This window comes from Halopelagius longus, assembly GCF_900100875.1.
Lineage (GTDB): Archaea > Halobacteriota > Halobacteria > Halobacteriales > Haloferacaceae > Halopelagius > Halopelagius longus.
Map to the genome: position 1 here is coordinate 374447 of NZ_FNKQ01000001.1, position 25247 is coordinate 399693.

The 25247-nt window shown below is 67.1% G+C and carries 26 protein-coding genes; 12 read left to right on the top strand and 14 right to left on the bottom strand.

The features are described 5' to 3' along the window. Positions 1-111: 111 nt before the first annotated feature. Positions 112-1725, top strand: a complete 1614-nt coding sequence (locus BLS11_RS01905) for an ABC transporter substrate-binding protein (protein ID WP_092532095.1) — start codon at positions 112-114, stop codon at positions 1723-1725. On the opposite strand, the gene BLS11_RS01910 is transcribed toward BLS11_RS01905, so the two are convergent. Both BLS11_RS01910 and BLS11_RS01915 read right to left on the bottom strand, forming a co-directional pair. Further along, positions 1726-2082 (bottom strand): ferredoxin, encoded by a 357-nt coding sequence (locus tag BLS11_RS01910; protein WP_092532098.1) that lies wholly within the window; start codon positions 2080-2082, stop codon positions 1726-1728. It lies immediately after the preceding gene. A gap of 116 nt (positions 2083-2198) precedes the next feature. Further along, positions 2199-2738, bottom strand: coding sequence for a peptidylprolyl isomerase (locus BLS11_RS01915; RefSeq protein WP_175454353.1), 540 nt, complete (start codon positions 2736-2738; stop codon positions 2199-2201). Between the two features lie 88 nt (positions 2739-2826). On the opposite strand from BLS11_RS01915, the gene BLS11_RS01920 reads away from it, so the two are divergent. Then, positions 2827-3840: a succinylglutamate desuccinylase/aspartoacylase family protein gene (locus BLS11_RS01920; protein ID WP_092532102.1), complete on the top strand. Its 1014-nt coding sequence runs from the start codon at positions 2827-2829 to the stop codon at positions 3838-3840. A 28-nt stretch (positions 3841-3868) separates the two neighbouring features. Here the strand turns inward: BLS11_RS01920 and BLS11_RS01925 are convergent, their stop codons facing one another. Further along, a complete protein-coding gene (locus BLS11_RS01925; protein ID WP_092532105.1) occupies positions 3869-4846 on the bottom strand; it encodes an aldo/keto reductase in 978 nt (325 codons plus the stop codon). 101 nt (positions 4847-4947) lie between these two features. Beyond that, positions 4948-6021 (bottom strand): anthranilate phosphoribosyltransferase, encoded by a 1074-nt coding sequence (locus tag BLS11_RS01930; protein ID WP_092532108.1) that lies wholly within the window; start codon positions 6019-6021, stop codon positions 4948-4950. 181 nt (positions 6022-6202) lie between these two features. Here BLS11_RS01930 and ahbB point away from each other — a divergent pair, with 181 nt between their 5' ends. After that, positions 6203-7255, top strand: a complete 1053-nt coding sequence (gene ahbB, locus BLS11_RS01935) for a siroheme decarboxylase subunit beta (RefSeq protein WP_092532111.1) — start codon at positions 6203-6205, stop codon at positions 7253-7255. A gap of 12 nt (positions 7256-7267) precedes the next feature. Here the strand turns inward: ahbB and BLS11_RS01940 are convergent, their stop codons facing one another. Continuing rightward, complete coding sequence (locus tag BLS11_RS01940; RefSeq protein WP_092532114.1) at positions 7268-8044, bottom strand: CehA/McbA family metallohydrolase; 777 nt, start codon at positions 8042-8044, stop codon at positions 7268-7270. Positions 8045-8260: 216 nt separating this feature from the next. Between BLS11_RS01940 and BLS11_RS01945 the strand changes: the two genes are divergently transcribed. Beyond that, positions 8261-10021 (top strand): Rieske (2Fe-2S) protein, encoded by a 1761-nt coding sequence (locus BLS11_RS01945; RefSeq protein WP_092532117.1) that lies wholly within the window; start codon positions 8261-8263, stop codon positions 10019-10021. Between the two features lie 15 nt (positions 10022-10036). Here the strand turns inward: BLS11_RS01945 and BLS11_RS01950 are convergent, their stop codons facing one another. Further along, positions 10037-11080 carry an NAD(P)/FAD-dependent oxidoreductase gene (locus tag BLS11_RS01950; protein ID WP_092534429.1) on the bottom strand — a complete coding sequence of 348 codons (1044 nt, stop codon included), beginning with the start codon at positions 11078-11080 and terminating at the stop codon, positions 10037-10039. Between the two features lie 167 nt (positions 11081-11247). On the opposite strand from BLS11_RS01950, the gene BLS11_RS01955 reads away from it, so the two are divergent. Genes BLS11_RS01955 through msrB form a run of 4 tightly spaced genes read left to right on the top strand, consistent with a single transcriptional unit; the run spans position 11248 to position 13682 of the window. After that, complete coding sequence (locus BLS11_RS01955) at positions 11248-12057, top strand: aldo/keto reductase (protein ID WP_092532120.1); 810 nt, start codon at positions 11248-11250, stop codon at positions 12055-12057. A gap of 58 nt (positions 12058-12115) precedes the next feature. After that, the gene (locus BLS11_RS01960; protein WP_092532123.1) at positions 12116-12820 is read left to right on the top strand and encodes an RAD55 family ATPase; all 705 of its coding nucleotides are present in this window, start codon (positions 12116-12118) and stop codon (positions 12818-12820) included. A 3-nt stretch (positions 12821-12823) separates the two neighbouring features. Next, positions 12824-13231, top strand: a complete 408-nt coding sequence (locus BLS11_RS01965) for a DUF8057 family protein (RefSeq protein ID WP_092532126.1) — start codon at positions 12824-12826, stop codon at positions 13229-13231. 40 nt (positions 13232-13271) lie between these two features. Continuing rightward, a complete protein-coding gene (gene msrB, locus BLS11_RS01970) occupies positions 13272-13682 on the top strand; it encodes a peptide-methionine (R)-S-oxide reductase MsrB (RefSeq protein ID WP_092532129.1) in 411 nt (136 codons plus the stop codon). 50 nt (positions 13683-13732) lie between these two features. Here the strand turns inward: msrB and BLS11_RS01975 are convergent, their stop codons facing one another. Beyond that, complete coding sequence (locus BLS11_RS01975) at positions 13733-14170, bottom strand: universal stress protein (protein WP_092532132.1); 438 nt, start codon at positions 14168-14170, stop codon at positions 13733-13735. 132 nt (positions 14171-14302) lie between these two features. Between BLS11_RS01975 and BLS11_RS01980 the strand changes: the two genes are divergently transcribed. Further along, positions 14303-15094 (top strand): ZIP family metal transporter, encoded by a 792-nt coding sequence (locus tag BLS11_RS01980; RefSeq protein WP_092532135.1) that lies wholly within the window; start codon positions 14303-14305, stop codon positions 15092-15094. 65 nt (positions 15095-15159) lie between these two features. Further along, complete coding sequence (locus BLS11_RS01985; protein ID WP_092532138.1) at positions 15160-16185, top strand: NAD-dependent epimerase/dehydratase family protein; 1026 nt, start codon at positions 15160-15162, stop codon at positions 16183-16185. Between the two features lie 3 nt (positions 16186-16188). Here the strand turns inward: BLS11_RS01985 and BLS11_RS01990 are convergent, their stop codons facing one another. Beyond that, positions 16189-17100, bottom strand: a complete 912-nt coding sequence (locus BLS11_RS01990) for a helix-hairpin-helix domain-containing protein (protein ID WP_092532141.1) — start codon at positions 17098-17100, stop codon at positions 16189-16191. A 211-nt stretch (positions 17101-17311) separates the two neighbouring features. On the opposite strand from BLS11_RS01990, the gene BLS11_RS01995 reads away from it, so the two are divergent. Continuing rightward, positions 17312-17704: a pyridoxamine 5'-phosphate oxidase family protein gene (locus BLS11_RS01995; protein ID WP_092532144.1), complete on the top strand. Its 393-nt coding sequence runs from the start codon at positions 17312-17314 to the stop codon at positions 17702-17704. Positions 17705-17749: 45 nt separating this feature from the next. On the opposite strand, the gene BLS11_RS02000 is transcribed toward BLS11_RS01995, so the two are convergent. The 3 genes from BLS11_RS02000 to BLS11_RS02010 all read right to left on the bottom strand — a co-directional run bounded on the left by BLS11_RS02000 (position 17750) and on the right by BLS11_RS02010 (position 20333). Further along, the gene (locus BLS11_RS02000; protein ID WP_092532147.1) at positions 17750-18400 is read right to left on the bottom strand and encodes a hypothetical protein; all 651 of its coding nucleotides are present in this window, start codon (positions 18398-18400) and stop codon (positions 17750-17752) included. 132 nt (positions 18401-18532) lie between these two features. Continuing rightward, positions 18533-19141 (bottom strand): translation initiation factor IF-2 subunit beta, encoded by a 609-nt coding sequence (locus BLS11_RS02005; protein WP_092532150.1) that lies wholly within the window; start codon positions 19139-19141, stop codon positions 18533-18535. A 91-nt stretch (positions 19142-19232) separates the two neighbouring features. Continuing rightward, entirely contained in the window at positions 19233-20333 is a 1101-nt protein-coding gene (locus BLS11_RS02010) for a hypothetical protein (protein WP_092532153.1), read from the bottom strand. A gap of 224 nt (positions 20334-20557) precedes the next feature. Here BLS11_RS02010 and BLS11_RS02015 point away from each other — a divergent pair, with 224 nt between their 5' ends. Then, positions 20558-21517, top strand: a complete 960-nt coding sequence (locus tag BLS11_RS02015; protein ID WP_092532156.1) for a nucleoside hydrolase — start codon at positions 20558-20560, stop codon at positions 21515-21517. A 4-nt stretch (positions 21518-21521) separates the two neighbouring features. Here BLS11_RS02015 and BLS11_RS02020 read toward each other — a convergent pair whose 3' ends face one another. The 3 genes from BLS11_RS02020 to BLS11_RS02030 form a co-directional block, all read right to left on the bottom strand. After that, complete coding sequence (locus BLS11_RS02020) at positions 21522-22361, bottom strand: ion transporter (RefSeq protein ID WP_092532159.1); 840 nt, start codon at positions 22359-22361, stop codon at positions 21522-21524. Positions 22362-22439: 78 nt separating this feature from the next. Beyond that, positions 22440-22859: a hypothetical protein gene (locus BLS11_RS02025; RefSeq protein ID WP_092532162.1), complete on the bottom strand. Its 420-nt coding sequence runs from the start codon at positions 22857-22859 to the stop codon at positions 22440-22442. A gap of 142 nt (positions 22860-23001) precedes the next feature. Next, on the bottom strand, positions 23002-25149 hold the full coding sequence (locus BLS11_RS02030; RefSeq protein ID WP_092532165.1) for an alkaline phosphatase PhoX: 2148 nt from the start codon (positions 25147-25149) through the stop codon (positions 23002-23004). Positions 25150-25247 lie beyond the last annotated feature (98 nt).

Here is a 25247-nt window from a genome sequence, read left to right on the forward strand (position 1 = left end):
CACTTCCCGGGACGGCCCAAAGATGGTTTCGCTTCGCCCGTCGGAGACTGCGGAGAGTTCCGAGCGTGTCGTCAGGCATTTCCTGTTTCGTCGGTTACGACGAAATACGCTATGACTGACCAGAACGGGCTGTCGAGACGACGCGTGCTGAAAGCCGTCGGCGCCGGGGGAGCGGTGGGACTCGCCGGGTGTACGGGCGGACGGAACGCGAGGGACGCGCAGTCGGCGACGACAGAGGGGGACGCGGGGCCGACGTTCCGGTTCGCGCAGGCGAAGTCGCCGCTGGATTTCGACCCGCTACGGGCGAACGACGTACCGTCGTTACAGGTGGTCGAACGCGTCTTCGACTCGCTGTACACCTACGAGGAGGGGACGACGCTGACGCCCGAACTGGCCGAAGGCGACCCGGAGATAACGCGGGACGGGACGCGCTTCGTCGTCACGCTGAAAGACGGCGTCGCGTTCCACAACGGCGACCCGATAACCGCCGAGGACGTGAAGTACTCCTTCCTCGCACCCGGGCGCGAGGAGACGCAGAACGGGTCGGAGTTCACCATGCTCGACTCCGTGACGGTGATAGACGAGAAGACGGTGCAGTTCGATCTCTCGTACCCGTTCGGGCCGTTCAAGCACAAACTCGCGTGGGCTCCGGTGCCGAAGTCCGTCCGCGAGGCGGACAAGGAGGCGTTCAACACCGAACGACCCGTCGGGAGCGGTCCGTTCGAGTTCGTCGACTGGACGGAGGGGGAGTACGTCCGCCTCGAACGCTACGACGACTACTGGGGTGAGACGACGCCGGAGGTACAGACGCTGGAGTTCACGCCCGTCACCGAACCGACGACGCGCGTGACGACGCTCCGGAACGGAGAGAACCACGCCGTCCAGACGGTGCCGCCGAAGCTCTACTCGACCGTCGAGGAGATCGACGGCGCGAGCGTCGCGGAACGCCCAGGTCTGGGCTACTACTACCTCGCGTTCAACTGCAACGAGGGGCCGACGGCGGACAAGCGGGTCCGCGAGGCCATCGACTACGCCGTCTCGATGGACGAGGCGGTGTCGCGCTACGTCGAACCCGCGGGCGTGCGGATGACGAGTCCGTTGCCGCAGTCGCTCATCGACTCGTGGGGCTTCCCCGGCGAGGAGTGGGACGAGATACCCCACGAGAAGGACATGGAGATGGCCGAGCAGTTACTGACGGAGGCGGGCGTCTCCAAAGAGTACGACTGGACCGTCATCGTCCCGCCGGACGACAAGCGCGAACAGATCGGCGTCACCGTCTCGAACGCCCTGCAGGAACTCGGCTTCTCGAACGCCAGCGTCAAGCGTCTCGACTGGGGGGCGTTCCTCGATAGGTACTCGACCGGGAAGGAGTCCGACTACAACATGTACGTGCTCGGGTGGTTGGACGAGGTGGACCCCGACGGCTACCTCTACTACATGTTCCACGAGGAGGAGGCGGGGGGCACGAACGGGTGTTACTACGACAACGACGAGGTGATGCGGCAACTCGACGCCGCGCGGGAGTCGGCGGACCGCGCGGAGCGAACGGAGTTGTACACGAAGGCGATCACGACGATTCTGGAGGACCGTCCGCACCTGCCCGTCTACAACCTCAAGAACAGTTTCGGCGTCCGCGACGCGGTGGAGGGGTTCCGGCCCCACACCATCTCGGGCATCAACCCGCGCATGACGGGCCCCCTCGGGAACGTCACGCTGAACGAGTGATTACCAGTCCACGCTGAGGGTCCCGTCGCCGTTCGGGTCGGGCGCTATCTCCTCGTCCGTCCGTCGGTCCACGACGTGGATGACGCCGCGTTCCTTCTTCGCGGGACAGACTTCCGCCGCCCGGACGTTCTCCTCCAGTTCGTCTTCGCCGATGAAGTACGACTTCGGCTTCGCCAGGTTCGTCGCGAGGTCCATCTCCCAGTTGTCGGCGACTTCCGCGCACCGCCCGGCCGCGAAGCACTTGTTCGCCTCGAAGATTATCTTGTAGGGCTTCTCCTCGACCGGCGGGGCGTTCTCGTCGTCGCCGATGTCGCTCGGGCGAAGCGGTCCATCCCCGGACTCGTCGGACTCACTCATTGTGCGTAACTAACGCGTCACGGGCCTTTGCGCTGTCGATTGCGGTCTCGGCGGCCCTCCGAACCGGAGGCTGTCGGGGTCGGTCTCGGGAAGAGAAAGCGTCGAACTGTATCGAGTTACTCCTCTATCTCGACGGATTCGAGGACGACGTCCTTCATGGGTTCGTCGTTGCGGTCCGTCGGGAGGCTACCGATCTCCTCGACGACGTCCATCCCCTCGATGACCTGCCCGAAGACGGCGTGCTTGCCGTCGAGGTGCGGTTGGGCGTCGAGGGTGATGAAGAACTGCGACCCGTTCGTGTTCGGCCCGCGGTTCGCCATCGACAGTTTCCCCGCCTCGTCGTGGTTGAGTTCGTCGTGGAACTCGTCGTCGAAGGTGTAGCCCGGGCCGCCGCGGCCGGTCCCCTCGGGGTCGCCGCCCTGAATCATGAACCCCTCGATGATGCGGTGGAACACCGTGCCATCGTACAGCGAGTCCGTCCGCGTTTCGCCCGTCTCCGGGTCGCTCCACTCCTTCTCGCCCGTCGCGAGGCCGACGAAGTTCTCGACGGTCCGCGGGGCGCGTTGCTCGAACAGTTCGACGACGATGTCGCCGCGGTTCGTCTGGAGCGTCGCAACCGGATTCTCGGGGTTCTCCATCGCGGATTCGTCTACCATAGGGGCATGGTAGGCCGTCGGGTACAAAAACCGTGCCTTCGAGGTGCGGCCCCACATGATACAAGGCGCGCCCGTCCGAGGTGCGGGTATGCACACGGCCGAGACTCTCACCCTCGCGCGCTTGCCCTCCGGCGTCCCGGTGCAGACGACCGTCCACACGTACGGGGACGGCGACGCCTCCGACGGAGATTCGGCGGGCGGCCAACCCGCGTCCGGCGACGGCCCGACGCTGTACGTCCAAGCCGCCCAGCACGGCCGCGAGGTCAACGGGACGGAAGTCCTCCGCCGCCTCCACGAACGACTCGACCACGACGCCGTCTCCGGAACGCTCGTGGCCGTCCCCGTCGCAGACCCCCTCACGTTCGACCGCGTCTCCTACACGACGCCGGAGGAACTCGACTCGGTCAACTCCAACATGAACCGCGTCTGGCCGGGCGACGCCGAGGGGTCGCTCCACGAACGGATGGCGGCGGCTCTCTGGGAGTACGCCGGCGAGGCGGACGCGATCGTCGATCTACACACTGGCAGCCCCGAGATGCTCACCCACACCGTCTACCTCAAGGGGAACAACGAGTCCCGACGGCTGGCGGCGGCGTTCGGCGCGGACCTCCTGTTGGCGGAGGCCGCCGGCGACGAGGCGGACGTGGAGTGGTCCGAGCGGAACTTCGGCGGGAAGCTCCGCGTCGCGGCCACCCGAGAGGGCATCCCCTCCATCACCCCCGAACTGGCCCACAGCAAGCAACTGGTCGAACCCGCCATCGAAACCGGCGTCCGCGGCGTACAGAACGTCATGAAGGAACTCGGGATGCTCCCGGGCGACCCGGAGATACCCTCGGACCTGCGGACGGCGCGGAACCACCTCGGACGCGTCACCGCCTCGGATTCGGGACTGTTCCACCCCGGCCCCGACACCGCCCTCGGCGAGACGGTGGAGGCGGGCGACCACCTCGGACGCGTCTACGACCCGACGACCTACGAGGTGCTACAGGAGGTGACGGCGGACCGCGCGGGCTTCGTCTACTCCGTCGCGCGCGAGGCGACGGTCACCGCGGGCGAGACGCTCGTCGGCGTCGCGCTTCCGCTACGCGACGGCGTGGAGTGATCGGCTCCGTTCCGCCGCGACTCGGCCGTCACACGTCGCCGATGTCCGGGTTCCAGACGGGCGTTATCGGCTCTTCTAACCGCTCCATCTCCTCGTCCGTGAGTTCCACGTCGAGTGCGCCGACGTTGTCTTCGAGGTGTTCGACGGTTCGCGGGCCGACGATGGGCGCGTCCACCAGTTCCTTGTGCAGTAACCACGCGAGCGACACCTGCGCTTCCGTCGCGTCCTTCTCCTCGGCGAGTTCCTCGACCACGTCGAGGACCGCCCAGTTCTCGTCGGTGAACCGCTTCTCCATGAACTCGTCCGTCGCCGCTCGGCCCTCGTCGGGGTCCTCCCCGCGTTCGTACTTCCCGGTGAGGAAGCCGCCGGCGAGCGGCGACCACGGAATCACGCCGAGGTTCTGGTCCGCACAGAGGGGGAGGACGTTCGCCTCCTCGTGGCGGTCCACGAGGTTGTACTCGCACTGCATCGAGACGAACCGCTCGTAGTTGTTCACGTCCGCCTCGTGCAGCGCTTTCATCAGTTTCCACGCCGGCATCGTACTCGCGCCGACGTAGCGGACGACCCCCTCTTCGACGAGGCGGTCCAACGCCGAGAGCGTCTCCGCGATGGGCGTGTTCTCGTCCCAGCGGTGGATCTGATAGAGGTCGATGTAGTCGGTGTCGAGGCGGTCTAAACTGGCGTGCGCCTGGTCGAGGACGTGCTTCCGGGAGAGGCCGCCCCCGTTCGGGCCCTCGCGCATCGGAAAGTACACTTTCGTCGCGAGGACGAGTTCCTCCCTGTCGCGTTCGGCGACGGCTTCGCCGAGAATCTCCTCGCTCTCGCCGCCCGAGTAGGCGTTCGCCGTGTCGAAGAAGTTGATACCGAGTTCCAACGCCCGGTCGATGACCTCCTGTGCCTCCTCTACGTCGTGGAGCATCCACGGCTGTTCGGTTCCGAAGTTCAGACACCCCATGCACAGTCGCGACACTTCCAGCCCCGTGTTCCCGAGGTTCGTGTACTCCATCCCCGACGAACTCGGCCCACAGCGGGTTCACTCCTTTGGCGGACGGACGACAGGTCTCGGTTCGAGAGCGAAAAGAGAGACCGAACGTTCGGGGGCGTCGCTCAGAACCCGCGCAGGTCTTCGAGAACCGCCTCGGCGTCGCCGCTTTCGAGGGCGTCGCGGGCCATCTCCAGGCCCTCGTCGATGCTTTCTGCGTCCTCTCGGGCGTAGATGCGCAGGGCGGCGTTGAGGGCGACGGCGTCGGCGAACCGGTCGTCGCGTTCGCCGGCGAGGACGGCTTCCGTGATTTCGGCGGAGTCGCCCGCCACGTCCTCTTCGTCGACGCCCAAGTCGTCGTACTCGAAGTCCATGCCGTACTCGGCCGTCTCTATCTCGAAGTCGTCGAACTCGCCGTCGGTCCACTCGGCCACCTTCGTGTACCCGGGGCGGATGTCGTCGTACCCCTCCATGCCCTGGAACATGAGGACGCGGCGCAGGTCGTGGTGGTCGGACTGCTCGAAGGTGTCGACCATCTTCTTGGCGAACGTGAGGTGGTAGAACGACCCGAGGTGGACGTCGGCGTCGGCGGGGTTGGCGATGGTCTCGATGGTGTTGAAGAACGTGCGGACGCCCATCCGGTCGCGGCGGTCCCACAGGTCGTCGACGACGGGGTTGAACGCCGGTTGGTAGTAGAAGCCGAATCCGGTCTCGTCCACCATGTCGGCGCTCTCCTCCGGTTCCAGTTCCGTCCGGACGCCGAGTTCGTCGAGGACGTGCTTGTAGGCGTCCTGCTTCTGCGTCGGCACCCGGTCGCCGGAGTGGACGACGACGGGCGTCCCCGCGGCGGCGGCGACGATGCCCGCGGCCGCGCCGAGAATCGCCGTCTTCCCCTTGCCGTCGTAGTTCGCGCCGCAGTCGACGGGGTCCGCGTCGGGTTCGGCGTACTCGACGTGCTCGCACATCACGTCGGTGTACGCCGCCAGTTCCTCGGCGTTGTTGTGCTTCCAGCGGTTCGCCAGCCAGAAGGCCCCGAGGGTCGTCGGGTCGGGTTCGCCCGCGAAGATGCGCCGAATCGCATCCTGCGCTTGGTCGCGCGTCATGTCCTCCGCGGACTTGGTGCCGGAGCCGACCACTTCGGTCATCAGACGCTTCAGCGGCCACTCCCCAAATTCGGTCGCTTCGGACGCTTGAGCCATGTTTGAACGTTGGTCTGCCCCGACAAAAGTAGTCCGTTCGAGGCGCGAACTCCGCCGGTCGTACCACCGCCGAAGCACCGGTACACTGCCGAAGCACCGATACACCTCCGTCGCACCTACGGTCAGCGAACGCCGTCGCAAATCCGAAACCCGTACGTTCGTTCGCTCCTACGTCTACGCAATGAGCGCACTGGAGGGCGATTGGCGCGCGGGGCTCGACGACGTCGATGCCGCCCTCATCGACGAGTACCAGAGCGGATTCCCGGTCGAACCGCGACCGTTTCGCGCGGTGGGCGAGGAACTCGGCGTCTCGGAGTCCGAGGTGGTCGAACGGGTGCGGCGACTGCGCGAGAAGAAGGTGTTCCGGCGGTTCGGCGCGGTGTTGAACCCGCCGGTCATCGGGAGTTCGACGCTCGCGGCCGTCAGCGCCCCCGAATCTCGGTTCGAGGAGGTGGCCGAGGTGATAAACGGCTACCGGCAGGTGAACCACAACTACCGCCGGGACCACGAGTGGAACATGTGGTTCGTCGTCACCGCCGCCTCGCGGGACCGACGCGACGAGATTCTCGCCGAAATCGAGGAGCGAACCGGTTGTACGGTGCTGAACCTCCCGATGCTCACGGACTACTACATCGACTTGGAGTTCCCCGTCGTGAATCGGGACCGCTTCGCCCGCGAGAGCCTCGAAGCGACGGACGTCTCCGCGACGCGCATCTCCGAGGAGGCGACCGGCGACCTCTCGACGCTGGAGGCGGACCTCTTGGTCGAGATTCAGGACGGCTTCCCCCTCTCGCCGACGCCGTACGCCGACGTGGCCGAGGCCGTGGAGGCCGACGTGGACGACGTGGTGGCCGCGATAGCCCGCCTCCTCGACGACGGCTGTATCAAGCGAATCGGCTGCGTCGTCAACCACGTCGTCACCGGCTTCGATTCGAACTGCATGGTCGTCTGGGACGTGCCGGACGACGAACTCGACGCCCGCGGCGAGGCCGCCGGTCGGCTTCCGTACGTGACGCTCTGTTACCACCGGCCGCGCCGGGAGGAACTCGACTGGGACTACAACCTCTTTACGATGATTCACGGCCGCGAGGCCGAGGCGGTGGACGAGAAGATAGACGAACTCGCCGACGACCACCTGCCGTTCGACCACGAACGCCTCTACTCGACGGAGACGTTGAAACAGACCGGCGCGCAGTACGAGGAACTGGTCGGGTCGGCCGAACGCGACGAGTGAGCGAGCGCCCGTTCAGCGCGAAAAGGGGCCGACGCGGGCGAGCGTTCGCGCGGCCTGCACGACGCCCGTCTTCGCGAGCGACCCGCTCTTGATAGCGCCCAACTTCGCGTAGTAGCCGCTCTTCCGAAGCGCCGCGCCGCCGTAGTGGCGGGTGCTCGTCGGAATCGGCGTCCGCCGCCCCTCGACGCGCGTCGTCCCGTGGTAGATGGCGTCGAGGACGTCCTTTGCGGTCAGCGTCGCGCGGGTCACGTCGGGCACGTCTATCTCGGTGTACGCGCGGCCGACGTATCCGACCTTGTGCGCGTCGCTCCCGGCGACGCCGGGGTAGCCGTACTCGCGGGCGAATCGGCGCGCGCGGCGGTTCTTCCACCCCGTGAACAGCCACGAGTTGTACACCTCGATGGCGTCGGCGTCGGTCAACTGGCTCTTGCGGACGCCGTGGCGACTCCGCTGGAACGGGTGCGGGACGATGGCGACGCCGCCGTGGTCGCGAATCCACTCGACGGTGTCGCCGAGGGGTTCGCGGCGCGGCGGCATCGATTCGACGCCGAGGGCGAGGAGGTGTCCGTCGGCCGTCGATACCTCCACCCCGGGGATGCCGACGAGTCCGTACATCGGGGCGAGTTCTGCGGCTCGAATCGACTCGTGGATGACGTCGTGGTCCGTGATGACGACGGCGTCAAGTCCGATTTCTGCCGCTTGTTCGAGAATCAACTCCACCGGGTCCGAGCCGTCGTACGACGCCTCCGAGTGAACGTGTGGGTCGATTCGAACGGTGAGGGCAGACACGAGAGACCGTTCGCTCTCCTACAATAAAAGCTATCGGCAGACGGGTGTCATCTCGTCGCACGCCGCTGCTACCTCCCGAGAACGCCTCTCAGGTTGTATCGAACGCCGTCGCCGAGTGGCCGCCGCGACCCCTTCCTCCGACGCCCGACGTATCACAGACACTACGTATACTCGCTTCAGCGAACGCTTACGGTGCGTGCTGTGGTTGCTCGTAACATGGCTTCCGAATCGCGGGGCGACTTCGTACGCGCGTGCGCCCTCGACGAACTGAAGGAGGAAGGTCGAACGCTCGTCACCGGAGAAGGGACGCCGCTGGCCGTCTTCTACCACGAGGACGAGGTGTTCGCGACGGACAACCGGTGTCCGCACATGGGCTTTCCGCTGACCGACGGCAGCGTCGAAGACGGCGTCCTCACCTGCCACTGGCACCACGCCCGCTTCGAACTCTCCTGCGGCGACACCTTCGACCCGTGGGCGGACGACGTGCGGACGTACCCCGTCGAGGTGCGCGACGGCGACGTGTACGTGAATCCGGACCCCGAACGCGACGAGTCGCCCGCAGAGCGGTGGGCGGCGCGCCTGGAGGACGGCCTCGAACGGAACCTCCGACTCGTCGTCGCCAAATCGGTACTCGGACTCGCGGACGCGGGCGTCCCGTCCGCGGAGGTGGTCGAGACGGGCGTCCGGTTCGGCGCGCGGTACAGAGAGGCGGGGTGGGGGCCGGGGCTGACCGTCCTCACCGCGATGGCGAACGTCCGCCCGCACCTCGGCGAGGAGGACCGAACGCGCGCGCTGTATCAGGGGCTCGCGGAGGTGGCGAACGACTGCGCGGACGAACCGCCGCGGTTCGACCAGGAGGCGTTCGGCGCGCGCGACGTGTCGTACGACCGGCTGAAGTCGTGGTTCCGCGAGAACGTCGAGGTGCGCGACGCCGACGGCGCGGAACGCGTCCTCCGGACGGCGATAGCGAACGACTGCTCGGACGCGCGCGTGGCCGAGATGCTGGCCGCGGCGGCCACCGACCACCGCTACCTGAACGCCGGGCACACGCTGGACTTCGTGAACAAGGCGTTCGAGGCCCTCGATACGGTCGGGTGGGACCACGCGGAGGCGGTCCTCCCGACGCTGGTTCGGGGGTTGGCGACGGCGGCCCGCGCCGAGGAGCAGTCCTCGTGGCGGCAACCCGTTGACCTCGCGTCGATGCTCGAGGAGACGTTCGACGAGTTGGACGAACTCGTCGCGGCGGGCGAGTCGAAGTCGTGGACCGCCCCCGAGGAGTTCACCGAGACGCTCCTCGCGGACGACCCCGAGACGGTGTACTCGGCGCTCACGACGGCGATAGCCGAGGGCGCGACGGTGGCGGAACTCGCGAGCGAAGTCGCCTACGCCGCCGGGACGCGCGTCGCCCGGTTCGGCACCGTCAACGAGTTCTCCGATTGGAACACCGTCCACCACACGTTCACCTACGCCAACGCCGTCCACCGGTTGGCGCGGCGGACGGGGGCGACGGAACTCTACCGCGGCGTGTTCGACGCGGCGACGAACGTCTACCTCGACCGCTTCCTGAACACGCCGCCCGCGCCGATTCCGGACCGCCCCGACGGAGACGCAGACGAGGGGACCGAGGCGCACCTCGACGGACTCCTCGCCGCGTTCGACGCCGAGGGGCGGGTGGACGCCGCGGGACGGCACGCCGCGCAGTTCTTCGACCGCGGCGGCGACCCGGCGCGACTCCGCGAACGACTCGGGCGGGGACTCCTCCGCGAAGACGCCGGATTCCACACGTTCCAAGCGCTCGAAGCCGGATTCTCGCAGATAGACGTTCGGGACGACCCCGAGGAGATTCGGACGCTGTTCGTCGCCGTCGCGCGGTACCTCGCCGCTCACTTCCCGACGCGGCGCGAACGGGAGCAGACGTTCACCATCGCCGCGCGCCTCCACCGCGGGGAGACGATTCACGAGGCAGGGGGCGACTGACCGCGGCGGCGCGTCTCAGACGCCGTCGGCGATTCGCTCGCCCGCGTCGTACCCGTTCCAGAGGGCGCGGTGGACGCGCCCCTCGCCGGCCACCCAGTCGCCGGCGAAGTAGAGGCCGGCGTCCTCCGTCGAGCGAACCGCGTCCTCGTCTACGCCCTCGTCGGGAAGCGCCAGTCGCCACCCTTGGTCGTCCGTCCAGTCGGGGGCGCGGTACCGGTCGTCGCCGAGGAGTTCGGCCACGAGTCCGGCCGCGGCGGGCGCTACCTCCTCGACCGGTTCGGCGTATCGCTCCGCGGACCACTCGGGACTCATCTGCGCGACGAACAGGCTCTCGCCCTCCGGGACGTGGCCCGCTTTGCACTCCTCGCGGGAGAGCCACCCTATCTCGTGGTCCTTGTCCGCGTTCACGAGGCCGTACCACGGGAACTCCTCGCGGAACGGGTAGTGGAGGACGACGGTCTCGATGGTCCGGTACGGGACCGAATCGACCGCCCGCCGCACGTCGTCCAACCGGTCGTCGTCCCAGTGGGTCATATCGAGGAGCGCGGCGGTCTGCGGCGCGGGCGGCGTCAGGAGGATGGCGTCGAACGGGCCGAACTCCCCGCCCTCGACGCACGAGAACGTCCACCCCTCGCCCTCGCGCGCGACGGTTTCGACACGCGTTCGCGTCCGCACCTCGGCGTCGGTTCGGTCGAGGAGGCGCTTCCCGAGTTGCGTGATTCCCTCCGTCCACGTCCACTTCTCGGGGGCGTTCTCCGCCTCGTCGCCCTCCGAAACCTCCCCGTCGGCGTCGAACGTCCACACGGGGTCCTCGATGTCGACGAGACCCTCCGCTCCGAGTTCGGGAATCAGCGCCCCCGTCCGCCCGTCGGCGTTCTTCACGTAGTTCGCGCCGTGGTCGTAGCGGCACCCGCGCCGTCGCCGCGTCGCGGCCCGCCCGCCGACGCCGCCGCTTTTCTCCAGTATCGTCACCTCGGCGTCGGCGTCCGCCGTCGCGAGGGCGTACGCGGCCCCGACGCCCGCCGCCCCCGCACCGACGATACCGACGCGTCGCGTCACGTCTCGCACCCGCCGTCTCGCGGCGCGATTCGGTCGATATCACGGCCCGTCGTCCCGCAGTGGCTCGATCTCCTCGGGCGTCGCATGGACGGCCGTAGGGGCGCACCCCGCATTACGGTTCGGGACGAACCCCGAACCTCAAACCCCTGCGGTCCGCCCGAGGAGGTATGGACGACGAACCGGCGATTCCGACGCTCGGAGAGGCGGACGTGCCCGCACTCGGACTGGGGACGATGGGTCTCGACACGCCCTCGGAGGCGGAGGCGGTGACGGCGGCGTTGGAGATGGGCTACCGCCACGTCGACACCGCACAGATTTACGACAACGAGTCCGTCGTCGGCGACGCGATAGCGGCGGCCGACGTTCCGCGCGACGAGGTGTTTCTCGCCACGAAGGTGTGGGCGGACAACCTCGGGTACGACGACGTGCTATCGAGCACGCGCGAGAGTATGGACCGACTCGGCGTGGACTCCCTCGACCTGTTGTACGTCCACCGCCCCATCGACGCCTACGACCCCGAAGAGACGTTCGCGGCGTTCGACCGCCTCCGCGAGGAGGGCCTGATTCGCCGCGTCGGCGTGAGCAACTTCAGCGTCGCGGAGTTGGCGACGGCGCGGGACCACCTCGATTCGCCGATAGCGGCCCACCAGACGGAGTACCACCCGCTTTTCGCCCGTCCGGAACTCCTCGAAGACGCGCGGGAACACGGCACCGTCCCGGTGGCGTACTCGCCGATGGCGGGCGGGGCGGTGACCCGGGTCGAGGAAGTCGTCGCGGTGGCCGAGAAACACGAGACGACGCCGCAGGCGGTCAGTCTCGCGTGGTTGCGGGCGAAAGGGATGGCGGTCATCCCGAAGTCGAGTTCGGCGGACCACCTCCGCGCGAACCTCGATGCGGTGACGTCTCTGACCCTCGACGAGGAGGACGTGGCGCGAATCGACGGCGTCGAACGCGAGGTGGAACTGTACCCCGAGTGACCGGTTCGGCCTCCTCGTCCCCGGAATTGTTATAACCCAGTCTTCGGAGAGTACCCCTATGCGGATTCCGAGTGGGGTTAGCGGGTTCGACCATCTCATCGAAGGTGGGTTCCTCCCCCAACGACTCTACGTATTGTCAGGTCCGCCGGGAAGTGGCAAGACCACGTTCACGGCGCAGTTCATCGCGGAGGGACTTCGTAACGGCGAGAACTGCATGTACATCACGATGCACGAGACGAAAGAGGAACTCGTAAACGACATGTCGGGGTACGACTTCGGCTTCGAGACCCTCACGTCGTCCGAGCAGTTCCGATTCATCAACCTCGTGAGCCAGAAGGGCAAGCACCTGCTGAACCAGTTCTCGCAGGGGAACAACCCATCCAGCGTGCAGAGTCTCACGGACAAGATCGTCGCGTTCGTCAACTCGCGGCAGGTGGACCGCCTCGTCGTCGACTCGACGATGCTGCTCCGCCTGTTCTTCGCGGGCGGCGACGAGGAGATGACGCGCTTTCTCACCGCGTTGAAGCAGGGCGAAGCGACGACGCTCCTCATCTCCGAGATGACCGACCCGAGTTCGTACTCCGACGAGCACTATCTCGCACACGGCGTCATCTTCTTCCACAACTACCTCGAAGCGACGGGGATGACGCGCGGGATACAGGTGGTGAAGATGCGCGGGACGGACATCGACTGCGACATCCGGTCGCTCGAGTTCTCCGACGACGGATTGGTGGTAGACCCGGCAAAGCGCGTGGACCTGTAGGCCATGTACGACAAGGTATTCGATACCGACTGGCAGACGCTCGAAGCCGAGGACGCGCTTCGGCGGATGTACGCCCTCGGTATCGCCAGCGAACTCGGCCACGAGTTCCCCGAGGAACGGACGCGCATCCGACGCCTCACCAGCACGGCGTACCAGCGGAGCGTCCTCGACCTCGCCTACAACGAGGGCCGCAGGCAGGTCCAAGACGTCCGCGCCGACTTCGACGCCGACGCCGACCTCTGGGAGGCCCTCATCGACGAGGACGGGTCGCCGAAGGCGCCGCCGACGCTCGACGTGGACCGGACGCCCGTGGGCCTGCCGAAGGCGGTTTCTCGGGCGTCGATGCTCGAACTCGGCGTGGACGAACTGGAGATGCTGCGCCTCCCGTCGTTGCTTCGACGCGACGAGTAGCGCGGAAAGCCGTTTTCCGTCCGCGGCGCGTACCGAAGGTATGAGCGAACGAGCGACGGAGGACGTGCCGGACTCCGAAGACGAGTGGCGCGAGCGATTGACCGACGAGGAGTACGAGATTCTGCGAGAGCGAGGTACCGAACCGCGATTCAGCGGCGAGCATCTGAACCGCGACGAGGAGGGCCGCTACCTCTGTGCGGGGTGCGGTGCGGAACTGTTCGACTCCGAGACGAAGTACGACTCCGGCTGTGGGTGGCCGGCGTTCTTCGCCGCGAACGACGACAACGTCGAGACGGAGACGGACACCCGCCACGGGATGCGCCGCATCGAAGTGCTGTGTAAGAACTGCGGCGGCCACCTCGGCCACGTCTTCGACGACGGCCCCGACCCGACGGGCAAGCGCTACTGCATCAACTCCGTCGCCATCGACTTCGAGAGCGACGAGAACTGAGGCGGCCCGCGGCGACGGCGACGCCGAGACCGACCGACGCCGCTACCCGGTCACTCCTCGTCGCCGTTGAGGTTCGCCGTCAGGACGGGGACGCTCGACCCGGCGACGACTTTCTGGGAGACGCTCCCGATGAGGTTCTTCGTGTAGTCGCCGCGGCGCGTCCCCATCGTAATCAGGTCGGCGTCTATCTCGTCGGCGTACGCGAGAATCTCGTCGGCGGGGTCGCCCTTTCTGACGGCCTCGGTCACGGCGACGCCCGCCTCCGAGAGGCCGGTTGCCGCACGGTCGGTCGCGGTTTCGGCCTCGCCTTCGAGTTCGGCGAGAACGTCCTCCTGCATCTCCTCTTGGAGCGTCAGGAAGGCCCGGTCGTCGACGACGTAGAGCACGTGTACCTCCGCGTCTCGGCGCTCCGCGACGTCGGCGGCGATTTCGACGACCGTCTGCATCGAGTCGGTGCCGTCCGTGGGCAACAGGATTCGCTGGAACATACCTCTCTCGGGCGTTTGCACCCGGCACGCCTATATCCTCGCTTCCGTTCTCGCTCGGAGAGAACCGCCGCCGGAAACGGGCCCCGACGCGGCGGAAGGTACAGGTAGCGCCCGTCCGATGCTTCGGGGAGAATGAACGCCGCGGAGTTTTTCGTCTCTCTCGTCGGAACGGACCCCTTGCTGCTCGGACTGGCGGCGGGCGTCTTCATCGCCCTCTGTAACACCGCGGGCGCACTCGCCATCGTCGTCTACCCGAACCCCAGCGAACGGACGTTGGACGCCGCGCTCGGGTTCGCCGCGGGCGTCATGCTCTCTGCGAGTTTCACGAGCCTCCTGCTTCCGGGCATCGAACTCGGCGGGCCGTTCCCGGTGTTCGTCGGGTTCGCACTCGGCGTCGTCCTCCTCGACAGGGCCGACGAGTGGGTGCCGAACGTCCAACAGGTCGTCACCGGCCGTCGGGTCGACCCCTCCGACGGTCGGATGGAGTCCGTCGTCCTCTTCATCGTCGCCATCACCCTCCACAACATGCCCGAGGGACTCGCCGTCGGCGTCGGGTTCGGGTCGGGCGACATCGGCAACGCCGTCGCCCTGATGCTCGCCATCGGCGCGCAGAACGTCCCCGAGGGACTCGCCGTCTCTCTGGCCGCCCGGAGCGCCGGCCTCGGATCGTACTTCTACGCCGCCGTTGCGGGCGTGCGCGCCGGCCTCGTCGAGATTCCGCTGGCCGTCGCCGGGGCCGTCGCCGCGGCGTTCGTCGCGCCGATAGTTCCCTACGCGATGGGCTTCGCCGCCGGCGGGATGCTGTTCGTCATCAGCCACGAGATAGTCCCGGAGACCCACGCGCGCGGGCACGAACACGTCGCCACCGCGGGGATGATGCTCGGCGTCGCCGTGATGCTCTACCTCGACGTGACGCTCGCGTGACGGTCGGGTCGGGGGACGCGACGCCGGACGCCGAGGTTTTTACGCCCGGCGGACGCCTCGAAGCCATGCACGTTCTCGTCGTCGGCGGGACCGGTCTCATCAGCACCGGTATCACCCGACAACTGGTCGATGCGGGCCACGAGGTCACCGTCTACAATCGCGGCGAAACCGACGCCGCGATTCCCGACGCCGTCTCGACGCTCCGGGGCGACCGGACCGACTTCGACCGCTTCGAGGTGCGGATGCGAGAACTCGACCCCGCGCCGGACTGCGTCATCGACATGGTGTGTTTCACCGAGGCGGAGGCCGAGAGCGCCGTCCGCGCCTTCCGCGGCCGAATCGACCAGTACGTCTTCTGCAGCACCATCGACGTCTACCACCGCCCGCCGCCGCGGAACCCGGTGACCGAGGACGCGCCCCGCCATCCGCCCGTCAGCGACTACGCCGCCGGCAAAGCGGCCGCCGAAGACGTGTTCTTCGAAGTCGACGGCGAGGCGTTCGACGTGACCGTCCTCCGCCCGTGGAACACCTACGGCGAGGGCGGAACGCTCGTCCACACGTTCGGCACCGGGTCGTACTACGTCGACAGGATTCGGGAGGGCGCGCCAATCGTCGTCCACGGCGACGGCACCTCGCTGTGGGGGCCGTGCCACCGCGACGACGTGGCCGCGGCGTTCGTCGGTGCAGTCGGCAACGAGGACGCCTACGGCGAGGCGTACAACGTCACGAGCGAGGAGACGATGACGTGGAACCAGTACCACTGCCGGGTGGCGTCGGCCCTCGACGCGCCCGAACCGGAGTTGGTTCACGTCCCGACGGACGTTCTCACCGCCGTCGCCCCCGAGAGGACGCGGATGCTCCGGGACCACTTTCAGTACAGTACGGTGTTCGAAAACGAGAAGGCGAAACGCGATTTGGGGTTCGAGTACACCGTGGACTTCGAGACTGGCGTCCGCCGGACCGTCGAGTGGTTGGACGAACGGGACGCCGTCGATTCGCTGGAGACGGAACCGTTCGAGGACGAACTCGTCGCCGCGTGGCGCGAGGCGACCGGGGAGTTCGTCGCGGCGAACCGAATCGCCGACGACTGACGCTTACGCCTCCGCGCCGGTCCCGTCGGACTCCCCGTCGGCGGCGTTCTCGTTCGTCGCCTCGGCGGCGTCGGCTATCCACTGTTCGGCCCGTTCGGGACTCACGTCGGCGGCGTCCGCCACGTCCTCGGCGCTCGCGTCCGCGAGGGCGGCGAGGGAGTCGATGCCGGCGTCCCTGAGGTCCGCGCCGTACGCCTCGCCGATGCCGCCTACCTCCGTCGGGTCGCCGGCGCTTTCGGAGGCGTCCGATTCGCTCTCGACCGTCGCCTGCGAGGGGGACGCCGCCTCCGACGTCGCCTCGGGTTCCTCGCGGCCCGTCTCTCCGGACTCGGTCGCGGGGTCGGGTTCGTGCGCTTCGGCCTCGGCGGCCTCCTCCGCGCCCCGCACCTCGACGTCGTCGGTCCCTTCGTCGGCCCCGGAGTCGAACTGCGCCGTCGCCGGTCCGTCGTCTCGTTCCGCCTCGGCGTCGCTTTCGCTCTCGGCCTCTTCCGTCTCCGCTTCGCCCTCGCCCGTCCGTCGGGCTTCCACTTCGACTTCCGACTCTACTTCGAGTTCGTCGTCGCCCTCCCGTTCGAGTTCCGTCTCCGCCTCGACGTCCACTTCCACCCCGTCGCCGGCCTCGACTTCCACCTCCGTCTCGACCTCAATCTCCGGTTCGTCTCCGCCTCCGGGTTCGCTCTCGTCGCCCGCCGCGGCGTTCGTCGCGGCGGGGCGAACGTCGGCGTCCGACGGGAGGACGAACCGGAGTTCGCCGTACGGGACGAACCCGATGACTCGCTCCCGTTCCGCGTCCTCGAACAGGAGGACGCCCTCCTCGATGGCCTTGAAGTTCCCGCAGGCGACGGTCGGACCGTTCGCCAAGTGGACTAACAACCGCTGTGCGCCCTCCGTCGAATCGTCGGTTTCCGATGACATAGTGTGAACTCGCGGACAGTTCCCGCGGGGTGAGAGGTACGCGCCCGACCGACAGAAGCGTTCGGGCGGTATCGGGCGACCGTACCGTTTTCGAACGGGTTCCGGTGACGGTGCGCGCCGAGTCGTTCTATCCGGACGCCGAGGACGAACGGCCGCCGGTCGATTCGGAGCCCTCCGAACCGTTTTGCCGTCGGCGCGTCACGACTCTCGCATGTCCCGCGGCGTCGACGCGAAAGCCGAGGAACTGCTGACGAGCGAACCGCTCATGGCCCACCTCGCCACCTGCCGCGACGGCCGCCCGCACGTCGCGCCGTTGTGGTACCGGTACGAGGACGGCGTCGTGGAACTCGTCACCACCGGGACGAAACTGCGGAACGTCCGCGAGAACCCGAAGGTGGCGCTGTCGGTGCAGAAAGACGAGGGCGGACACGCGCAGTGGATGGTGACGCTCCTCGGCACCGCCACCGTCGTCGAGGACGAGGCGGAGACGCGGGCGGCGACGCGGCGGATAAACGAGAAGTACGGCGTCGAAGACGACGCGTGGGAGGAGAACGTCCTCGTCCGAATCGACGTGGGGTCCGCGTCGTGGCAGACGTACGAGTGAGTCGCTCCTCCGCGTCGGTCGCTCCGGGCCGGGCGGCGACGGGACTCAGCCTTCGACCGGACTCCCCGGGCCCGGTTCGGAGGGTCCGTCCCGTCGGTTGCTCCACCGCCGCCCGACTATCGCCCCGGCACCGAGGAAGACGACGGGAATCGCGAGCACGATATTGAGCACCGGGACGTTGACGACGAGCGAACCGACCACGAGCGCGAGCCAGTGGTTCGGCTCCCCGCCGCGCACCTTCCGGAGCAGATAGGACCCGAGTACGATCGTTCCGACCGCGGACGCGACGGAGAGAAACAGCGTTCCGCCGAGGAGGGGAACCACGGAGACCAGACCGAGCGGTTCCGGTGCGCCGAACGCCACGAGCGAGGTGGCACCTATCGAGAGGAGGAGGGTTCCGACGACTCCGCCCACGATGACGCCGATTCCGAGTGCTCCGGACCGGAGGGGCCGGGCGTAGATGCGCTTCTCGATGTCCCGGACGTACGACCCGGAGGAACGGACGTTCGAGACGACTAACACGACACCGCCGACCACGACGGAGATGGCGACGTAAATCGCGTACACGAGCACTCCGAGCACGAGAAGCGCGGCGGTGCTGTCCGGCACCGTTTCTGGGACGGACTGTGCGGCTACCGTAGCGGGGACGGACGCCAGCAGGAGGGTCGTCCACGCGAGGAACTGACGGAGGGCCATATCTACGGCTCGAATCGGATCGATGATAAAATTCGTTACCGGTTGCTTAGCCGCGGTGAAACCGCGCTCTCGAAGAGTCGCCGAACGCGTCGAAGTCGGGAGACGGCGAACGTCAGAGAGTAGTCGAGAGCGTCAGACGAGTCGGGCGAACGCGAGCGTTCCGCTCACGTTCTCGATGAGGACGCGGACGACTTGGTCCTCCTGCGCGCCGGGGACGAATATCGTGTACTTGCCGCGTTCGGCGACGCCGTCGCCCTTGCGGCCGGTTCCGGTTATCTTCACTTCGTAGGTGCGACCCTCCTCGACGGCCTCTTGGGACTGCTGTTTCGACTGCGAGGAGCGCTTTTCGACGGGGCGGAACGCACCGCACGCCTCACAGCGGAGCATGTCGACGCCGTTCTCGGTCACGAGGCGGGTGTCGGGGAGTCCGCACTCCGAGCAGGTGACGTACTCGGCGACGTAGCCGTCGAGGGCCTCGTCGAAGTCCGACACCGAGAACGACCCGCTGTACCGCGCGCGGTTGTCGTCGAGTTGCCCGTTCGTCCCGAGCGTTCGCTGGATGAAGCTGTGGACGTGTTCGGGTTTCCGGGAGAGTGCGTCGGCGATGGAGCCGAGGTTGGTCAGGCGGGTGAATGCGCCGTCGGTTTCGCCCTCGGGGTCGGGGATGGTGAGTCGAGATTGTTCCTGCGAGCGGTCCGGAAGAACGTCGAGAGCCCGGTCGAGAGAATCAGCGTATTCCATACACCTTTCAGCATCCCGCCGTTGATAGGGCTTCCGTGGTACGCGCTCGCAGGAGACTTCCGCCGTGAGCGAGGGAAACCCGGTCACCGGATCACGATTCTACCGACGCGATGCCGACGACTTCCACCAGCGGAATCGACCGCTCCGTCCGCGTCGCCTCCGTCGCACCGCGGACGACGCCCCACACGCGGATTCGCTCCCCTTCGAGCAGTCGGAACCGGACGGCGTCCTCGTACAACCGACCCGAGGGCCACCGACAGGCGATTTCGTCCGACCACGACCCGTTCGGTCCCGGCGTCACCGCCAGACGGACGCCTCGTTCCGTCACGCCTTCGACGGTGCTCCGGACGACGCCCTCGTACCGGACGTTCCGGCCCGCGTTCGCCGCCGCGTCGGCGGCGAGTTCGTCGTACGGTATCGCCGTCGCGTTCTCGACTCGCTCTCCGCTGGTCGGATTGCCGTAGTCGGGCGTCCCCGTGCCGGTGCCGACGCCGCCACCGCCGTCGGACGCTCCCTCGCCGGAGGGCATCGCGGGGACGTGACTCCACAACGGGGTCGTCGCCTCGCGGACCGTCCGCCGGAGTTCGGGCGACGCGCGAACCGCGTCCGACAGGCTCTCCACGAACAGGTAGGTCACCAGTCCGCCGACGACGTACTTGCCGGTGATGCGGGCCGCGTCGCGTCTCGTCAACTCCTCCTCGTCGGTTTCGTCGTCGTCTTCGCTGTCTCCGTCGTCTTCGACGGGTTCGCCGAACCAGTTTTCGCTCGCGTCCTCCTCGGCCGTCGACTCCGCTTCCGCTTCGAGTGCGCGAACCGCCGCTTCGACGCCCGCGTCCCGGACTTCGACGGCGAGTCGGGAGGCGTCGAACTCCCAGACGCCCGGGAGGTGTGCGTCGTCCGCTATCTGCGCGGTTCCGAGCGTGACGACGTGCGGTTCGGCGTCGTCGCGTTCGCAGGCGTTCACGAACGCCCGCATCCGCCGTCGGTCGATGGTCCCCTCGGACGACACCCACGCGCGAATGCGCCGCGTCGCGCCCTCGTCGGTCCGGCCCCTCGCCTCCACGTACAGGTCGGGGCCGCTGAACCGAACGGCCGCCTCGTACCCCCGAGCGAGCCAGATTCGACGGACGACTCGACCCGCCTCCGTGTCGGGGCGTCGGTCGAGCATCTCCCGGAGCGACCTGCCGTTCATCCGCTTTGGTCCGGGTCGTTCCCGGCCATATCTGTTTCCCTCCGGTATCGCGACTGATAATCGTATTACGGCGAACTGACACTCCTGCGGACGGAATACGGGCGATCGATCGCCGCGTGAATTCCGGACGGGGTTCGCTTCCGACGGTCGTGCTCCGCTCTCGATTCGGTCGGATTACTTACAAATCGCGGTGATTAAGAACGTCCGCTTCGAAGGAGGAGGTTATGTCTCGTCGAGTTATCGTCGATACCGACACTGCGGGTGACGACACGCTGGCGATACTACTGTTGGCGGCGGCGGACTCCGTCGATTTGGAGGCGGTCACCATCGCCGCGGGGAACGTCGAGTTCGACTATCAGGTCGAGAACGCGAAGCACACCCTCGACGTGGCGGGACTCGCCGACGAGGTGCCCGTCTACGAGGGGGCGCGCCGGCCGTTGGTGAAAGAGCACGAACACGTCCCGCACATCCACGGCGAGGGCGGATTCGGCGGCGACTTCTTCCCCGATACGGGCATCCCCTCCGCCGAGGGGTTCGCCCCCGACGCCATCGTGGAGGCGGCCCGGGAATCGCCCGGCGAGATTACGCTCTGTTGTATCGCGCCGTTGACGAACGTCGCCCTCGCCCTCCGGCGGGAACCCGAACTGGCCGACCTGTTGGACGAGGTGTGGGTGATGGGCGGGGCGGTCAACACCCTCGGCAACGACACCCCGTCGGCGGAGTACAACTTCTGGGCCGACCCCGACGCCGCGAAGATGGTCGTCGACGAACTCGACGTGAACCTCGTCGATTGGGGACTCACCGTCAGGGCCGCGACGTTCGAGACGGCGTTCCTCGACCGACTGGGTGAGATAGGCACCGAGTACTCCGAACTCTACCGGACGGCGACGAAACGGGTACGGGAGTTCAGTCGGGAACGCCACGGCGAGGACGCGGCGACCCAACCGGACTCGCTGACCGCGGCGTGTCTCGTCGCCGACGACGAACTCGTCACCGAGTCCTCGCGGTACTTCGTGGACGTGGACGAACGCGAGGGGATGACCCGCGGGTACAGTCTGGTAGACGAGTTGGGCGTCACCGACGGCGAACCGAACGCTCGCGTCGTCGAGTCGGTGGACGAGGACCTGTTCCGGGAGATGTTCGAGGCGATGCTCGCGGCGGGCGCGCCGGAGAAACCGCTGTAACTCCCTACCGCCGCGAATCGTACTCCTGATAGATGACGTGGCCGCAGGCCTTGCAGTGGGAGGCGTCCGGGTCGTGGTGCGAGAGGCCGCAGTTCGGACAGGTGACGTTCACCTTCCCCTTGTTCGACCACTCGCGGACTATCTTCCCCGCCTGCCACGGGACGAGGACGATGGCCGCCAGAATCGCGGCGACGGTCACCACTCGCCCCGCCGCCGTCACCGGCACGATGTCGCCGAATCCGACGGTGGTGAGGCCGACGACGGCGAAGTAGAAGGCGTCCCCGAAGTTCGAGACGCCGGGGTTCACCCGGTGTTCGATGCTGTAGAAGAGGCCCGCGGTGACGAAGAAGATGGACAGCACCGTCAACAGCAACTTCGTCACCCGAAGCGTCTCCGCGGAGACGGTGCCGAAGAAGAACTCCTCGTCCTGCGTGAACCGGAAGAACCGCAGGATTCTGACGACTCGGAGCACCCGGAGGAATCCGATGTTCGCCGCGAGGGGCGTCGGCAACAGCAACACCGCGAACGTCGGTAGGATGGCGAGGAGGTCGACCATCGTGTACGGACTCAGGAACTCGGCGACGGTGTCGCGCGCGCCGTACAACCGAAGCAGGTACTCCGCGAGAAACAGCACCGCGATACCCACCTCCGCGCGCCAGAGTGCGGCCCGAGTCGCCGCCGACAGCGGATACGTCTCGGCGACGAAGATGCCGACGAAGACGAGATTCCCGAAGAGCAGGGCGATATCTATCGCCTTCCCGAGTCTCGTCCGGTGGTCGAGGAGGTAGAACCGGACCGTCTCGCGGAAGTCCGTCTCGTCTGAGAGGGACGCTCGACCACCCATGTGAGTGTCCTTACGTCACGACGGGGAATAGCGTGTCGGCGCGACGCGCCGACGCCGGGGGCGCGAGGCGGCGGGCGACTACGTCTCGCCCATCTCCGCGGCGCCCTCGCGTATCTCCGTCGCCCGTTCGCGAACCCACGAGACGTACTTCTCGACTTTCACCGGTTTGACGCCGTAGAACGACGCCACCCAGTTCACGTCGGTGCCCGGTTGCGTGAGGAAGTACGCCGCCAGCGTGTCGCGTCCGGCCTGAATCACCTCCGGCGGGACGCCGCGTTCTCCGGTTCCGGCCTCCTCGAAGCCGTTGACGTCGAAGTACACGTCGGCGTACAGTTCCGCCATCTCCGGGTCCTCGAACTCGACGCCCCGGTGCTCCGGCGCTTCGAACCGGTAGCGCCGACCCTCCGGGGCGTCGTACGCGACGATTCGCACGTCGAGGATGTACTCGCGGTGTATCGATTCCGTCGTCTCGGTCGTCGGCTCGTCTGATTTCGCCATGATCGAGTATGAGTGGTGAACGTCGGCCGAACGGTTCGGAACGGACCGGGCGCGGTCCGCGCGGACCGCACCCCGCTACCGGTTCGCTCCGGGGCGGATCCGCCCCGTCGCCGTCGGCGGTTTCGGTTCCGTCGAAGCCGTTTCAGTTGCCGTTGTTGCCGTTGCCGTTGTTGCCGTTGCCGTTGTTGCCGTTGCCGTTCCCGTTCCCGTTTCCGTGGCCGCCGTTCTCGGTCGTCTCCTCGCTCTCGTCGTCTCCGCCGTCGTCCTTCAGTTCCGGCGGGGTGTAGACGTACATGCAGTCGTTCTTGTAGGAGCGACCGAACTGGTCGGCGTCCTCACAGCAGAGGACCCGCCCGTCGTCCATCACGTAGATGTTGTCCACGTTGACGAGTGCGTCGTCCGCCACGTCCGCGGGGTCGGTGGCGTCGGGGCCGACGATGACCGGTTCGAGCGTCGAGATGTTGTAGTCGTCTTCGAGTTTCCCGCGGTAGACGAGTCCGCCGTCCACGCGTTCGGTCCGGAGGTCGCCCGCGTCGTCGCTCATCCCGTCGTTGACCTCGGAGATGCCGACGTAGACGTAGTCGCCCGGTTCGGCGTCCTCGATGCTGTCGATGCCCTCGCTCTTGCGGAACTCGACGGTCGCGCCGATCTCCTTGGCGGCGGCGCGGGTTTCGAGGAACGGCACCTTCCGGAGGTCATCCCGCCCCCTGTCGGCGACGGTGGACTCGGGGTCCTCGCTCCACAGTTCGCCCCACTCTTTGATCTCCTCGTCGGTGATGTAGTTCTGATTTCCGTTCTCGGCGACTTCCTTGTCGGCCTCTTCGAGGGCCGCCTCGAGGTCCTCCTGCCAGTCGGTGTCGGCGTGGGTTTCGAGGTAATCGACCTGCGAGACGTCGTCGTACTCGGCTATCCACTCCGCGACTTCCGCGTTGCTCGCTCTGCTCATCGCGAGCCACTCGAGTTCGAGTTCGGCCTCGGCGGGCGGCTTCTTCGCCGCCGCCTCCTTGTTGGTCACCTTCGCGGCGTACAGGGTCCCTTTCACGTCCATCGGGTCGTCGTAGCTCGGGATGGGTTCGTCCGCGACGAACTTGTAGAAGCCCTTGTTCGACCCGTCGGAGCTGAGATACACCGTCTTCTCGTCGCTCTGGACGTCCGGACACTCCCACGCCGCCCGTCCGAAGACGTGGTACTTCACGGGCTTCGGCGTCTCGGCGTCGGGTTCGCGGAAGTCCACGATGTAGCCGGTCCGGTAGGGGTTCGGGTAGTTGTCGGCGATGGGCGTCGTCGTGTTCTCCGTGTACCCGCCCGCTTGGTCCACCCGGTCGGCACCGAGGTAGTACGCCAGCAGTTCGAGGCCGCCGAGGGCCCAGAACCCCTGCACCGACCACGAGTCGTCGCCGTAGTACTCGTCGATGGCGCTCTGAATCTCGCTCGGGTTCGGTCGGTTCCAGAACTGCGCGCCGCCGCGGTGGCCGACGCCCGTGCCGTCCTCGACGATGTCGCTGACGGTGGAGGTCAGGGAGGTGCGCGTGTGGGCGTACTCCTCTTCGGCCGAAAGCGGCGTGTCCCACGGGCTCACGTCGCCGTAGCAGTTGATGCGCGTGCCGCCGAGACTCCGGAGTTCCTCCGTGTTCGAGAGGTTGATGGTGTTCTCCAAGTCGGCGCTCCACGTGCCGTCGTCGTCCCGACTGATGGGCATCCGTGTGACGTTACCCGGACTCGACTCGAAGTTGGTGAACAGCAGACCCTCGGTCCCCTCGTCGTTCGTCGGGATGAACTGGTTCATGTCGGGGTTGTACCCGAGGTCGGTGTACCGGGAGCCCGCGAACTCGTCGACTTCGAGTCCGTCGGGCGTCGTCGGCATGCCGAGGTCCTCCCCGTTCCCGAGGTTGTCGTTCTCGCGGGCGAGGAGCGTGTACTCTCCCTCGCCGACGCGGACGCGTCCCTTCTCCTCGTTCGTGTTGGGAACGTCCAACTCCTCGAAGTCGCTCCCGTCTTCGAACTGATACCCCTGTACGTAACCGATGCCGCCGCTGTTGAACGGTTCGGGGTTCTCCCGACTCGGATGCTGCAGGCTGAAAAGGAGCGTTCCGCCCGGAAGGACGAACGGTCCGGTGACCTCCGCGCCGAGTGCCGTCGAGGCGAACCGCTTTATCTCTCCGTCTACGCTGGGGGCGTTGTCCGTGTCGGTGTCCTCTTCCTCACCGCTCACCACGCCGCCGGCCACGCTCGCGCCGACCGAAGCGGCGACGGACGTCGCCATCAGCTGCCGTCTGCTGAAGTCTACCATACGTCAAATGTGTCCTCCCTGTCACTATAATTATTTTTATAATGTGTCTAATAATACACCGGTAATATACTGTATCTCTCTTTATCTCGACCACTCGT

Excerpts from the sequence above, each read along its gene's own strand:
- BLS11_RS01920 (WP_092532102.1), top strand. The coding sequence starts at position 2,827 with ATGCACACGGCCGAGACTCTCACCCTCGCGCGCTTGCCCTCCGGCGTC.
- BLS11_RS02020 (WP_092532159.1), bottom strand. The coding sequence starts at position 22,361 with ATGGGTGGTCGAGCGTCCCTCTCAGACGAGACGGACTTCCGCGAGACG.
- BLS11_RS01980 (WP_092532135.1), top strand. The coding sequence starts at position 14,303 with ATGAACGCCGCGGAGTTTTTCGTCTCTCTCGTCGGAACGGACCCCTTG.
- BLS11_RS01915 (WP_175454353.1), bottom strand. The coding sequence starts at position 2,738 with ATGGTAGACGAATCCGCGATGGAGAACCCCGAGAATCCGGTTGCGACG.
- msrB (WP_092532129.1), top strand. The coding sequence starts at position 13,272 with ATGAGCGAACGAGCGACGGAGGACGTGCCGGACTCCGAAGACGAGTGG.
- BLS11_RS02005 (WP_092532150.1), bottom strand. The coding sequence starts at position 19,141 with ATGGAATACGCTGATTCTCTCGACCGGGCTCTCGACGTTCTTCCGGAC.
- BLS11_RS01910 (WP_092532098.1), bottom strand. The coding sequence starts at position 2,082 with ATGAGTGAGTCCGACGAGTCCGGGGATGGACCGCTTCGCCCGAGCGAC.
- BLS11_RS01925 (WP_092532105.1), bottom strand. The coding sequence starts at position 4,846 with ATGGAGTACACGAACCTCGGGAACACGGGGCTGGAAGTGTCGCGACTG.
- BLS11_RS01995 (WP_092532144.1), top strand. The coding sequence starts at position 17,312 with ATGTCCCGCGGCGTCGACGCGAAAGCCGAGGAACTGCTGACGAGCGAA.
- BLS11_RS01945 (WP_092532117.1), top strand. The coding sequence starts at position 8,261 with ATGGCTTCCGAATCGCGGGGCGACTTCGTACGCGCGTGCGCCCTCGAC.
- ahbB (WP_092532111.1), top strand. The coding sequence starts at position 6,203 with ATGAGCGCACTGGAGGGCGATTGGCGCGCGGGGCTCGACGACGTCGAT.
- BLS11_RS01930 (WP_092532108.1), bottom strand. The coding sequence starts at position 6,021 with ATGGCTCAAGCGTCCGAAGCGACCGAATTTGGGGAGTGGCCGCTGAAG.
- BLS11_RS02030 (WP_092532165.1), bottom strand. The coding sequence starts at position 25,149 with ATGGTAGACTTCAGCAGACGGCAGCTGATGGCGACGTCCGTCGCCGCT.
- BLS11_RS01990 (WP_092532141.1), bottom strand. The coding sequence starts at position 17,100 with ATGTCATCGGAAACCGACGATTCGACGGAGGGCGCACAGCGGTTGTTA.
- BLS11_RS02010 (WP_092532153.1), bottom strand. The coding sequence starts at position 20,333 with ATGAACGGCAGGTCGCTCCGGGAGATGCTCGACCGACGCCCCGACACG.
- BLS11_RS01960 (WP_092532123.1), top strand. The coding sequence starts at position 12,116 with ATGCGGATTCCGAGTGGGGTTAGCGGGTTCGACCATCTCATCGAAGGT.
- BLS11_RS01965 (WP_092532126.1), top strand. The coding sequence starts at position 12,824 with ATGTACGACAAGGTATTCGATACCGACTGGCAGACGCTCGAAGCCGAG.
- BLS11_RS01905 (WP_092532095.1), top strand. The coding sequence starts at position 112 with ATGACTGACCAGAACGGGCTGTCGAGACGACGCGTGCTGAAAGCCGTC.
- BLS11_RS02025 (WP_092532162.1), bottom strand. The coding sequence starts at position 22,859 with ATGGCGAAATCAGACGAGCCGACGACCGAGACGACGGAATCGATACAC.
- BLS11_RS01985 (WP_092532138.1), top strand. The coding sequence starts at position 15,160 with ATGCACGTTCTCGTCGTCGGCGGGACCGGTCTCATCAGCACCGGTATC.
- BLS11_RS01955 (WP_092532120.1), top strand. The coding sequence starts at position 11,248 with ATGGACGACGAACCGGCGATTCCGACGCTCGGAGAGGCGGACGTGCCC.
- BLS11_RS02000 (WP_092532147.1), bottom strand. The coding sequence starts at position 18,400 with ATGGCCCTCCGTCAGTTCCTCGCGTGGACGACCCTCCTGCTGGCGTCC.
- BLS11_RS01975 (WP_092532132.1), bottom strand. The coding sequence starts at position 14,170 with ATGTTCCAGCGAATCCTGTTGCCCACGGACGGCACCGACTCGATGCAG.
- BLS11_RS02015 (WP_092532156.1), top strand. The coding sequence starts at position 20,558 with ATGTCTCGTCGAGTTATCGTCGATACCGACACTGCGGGTGACGACACG.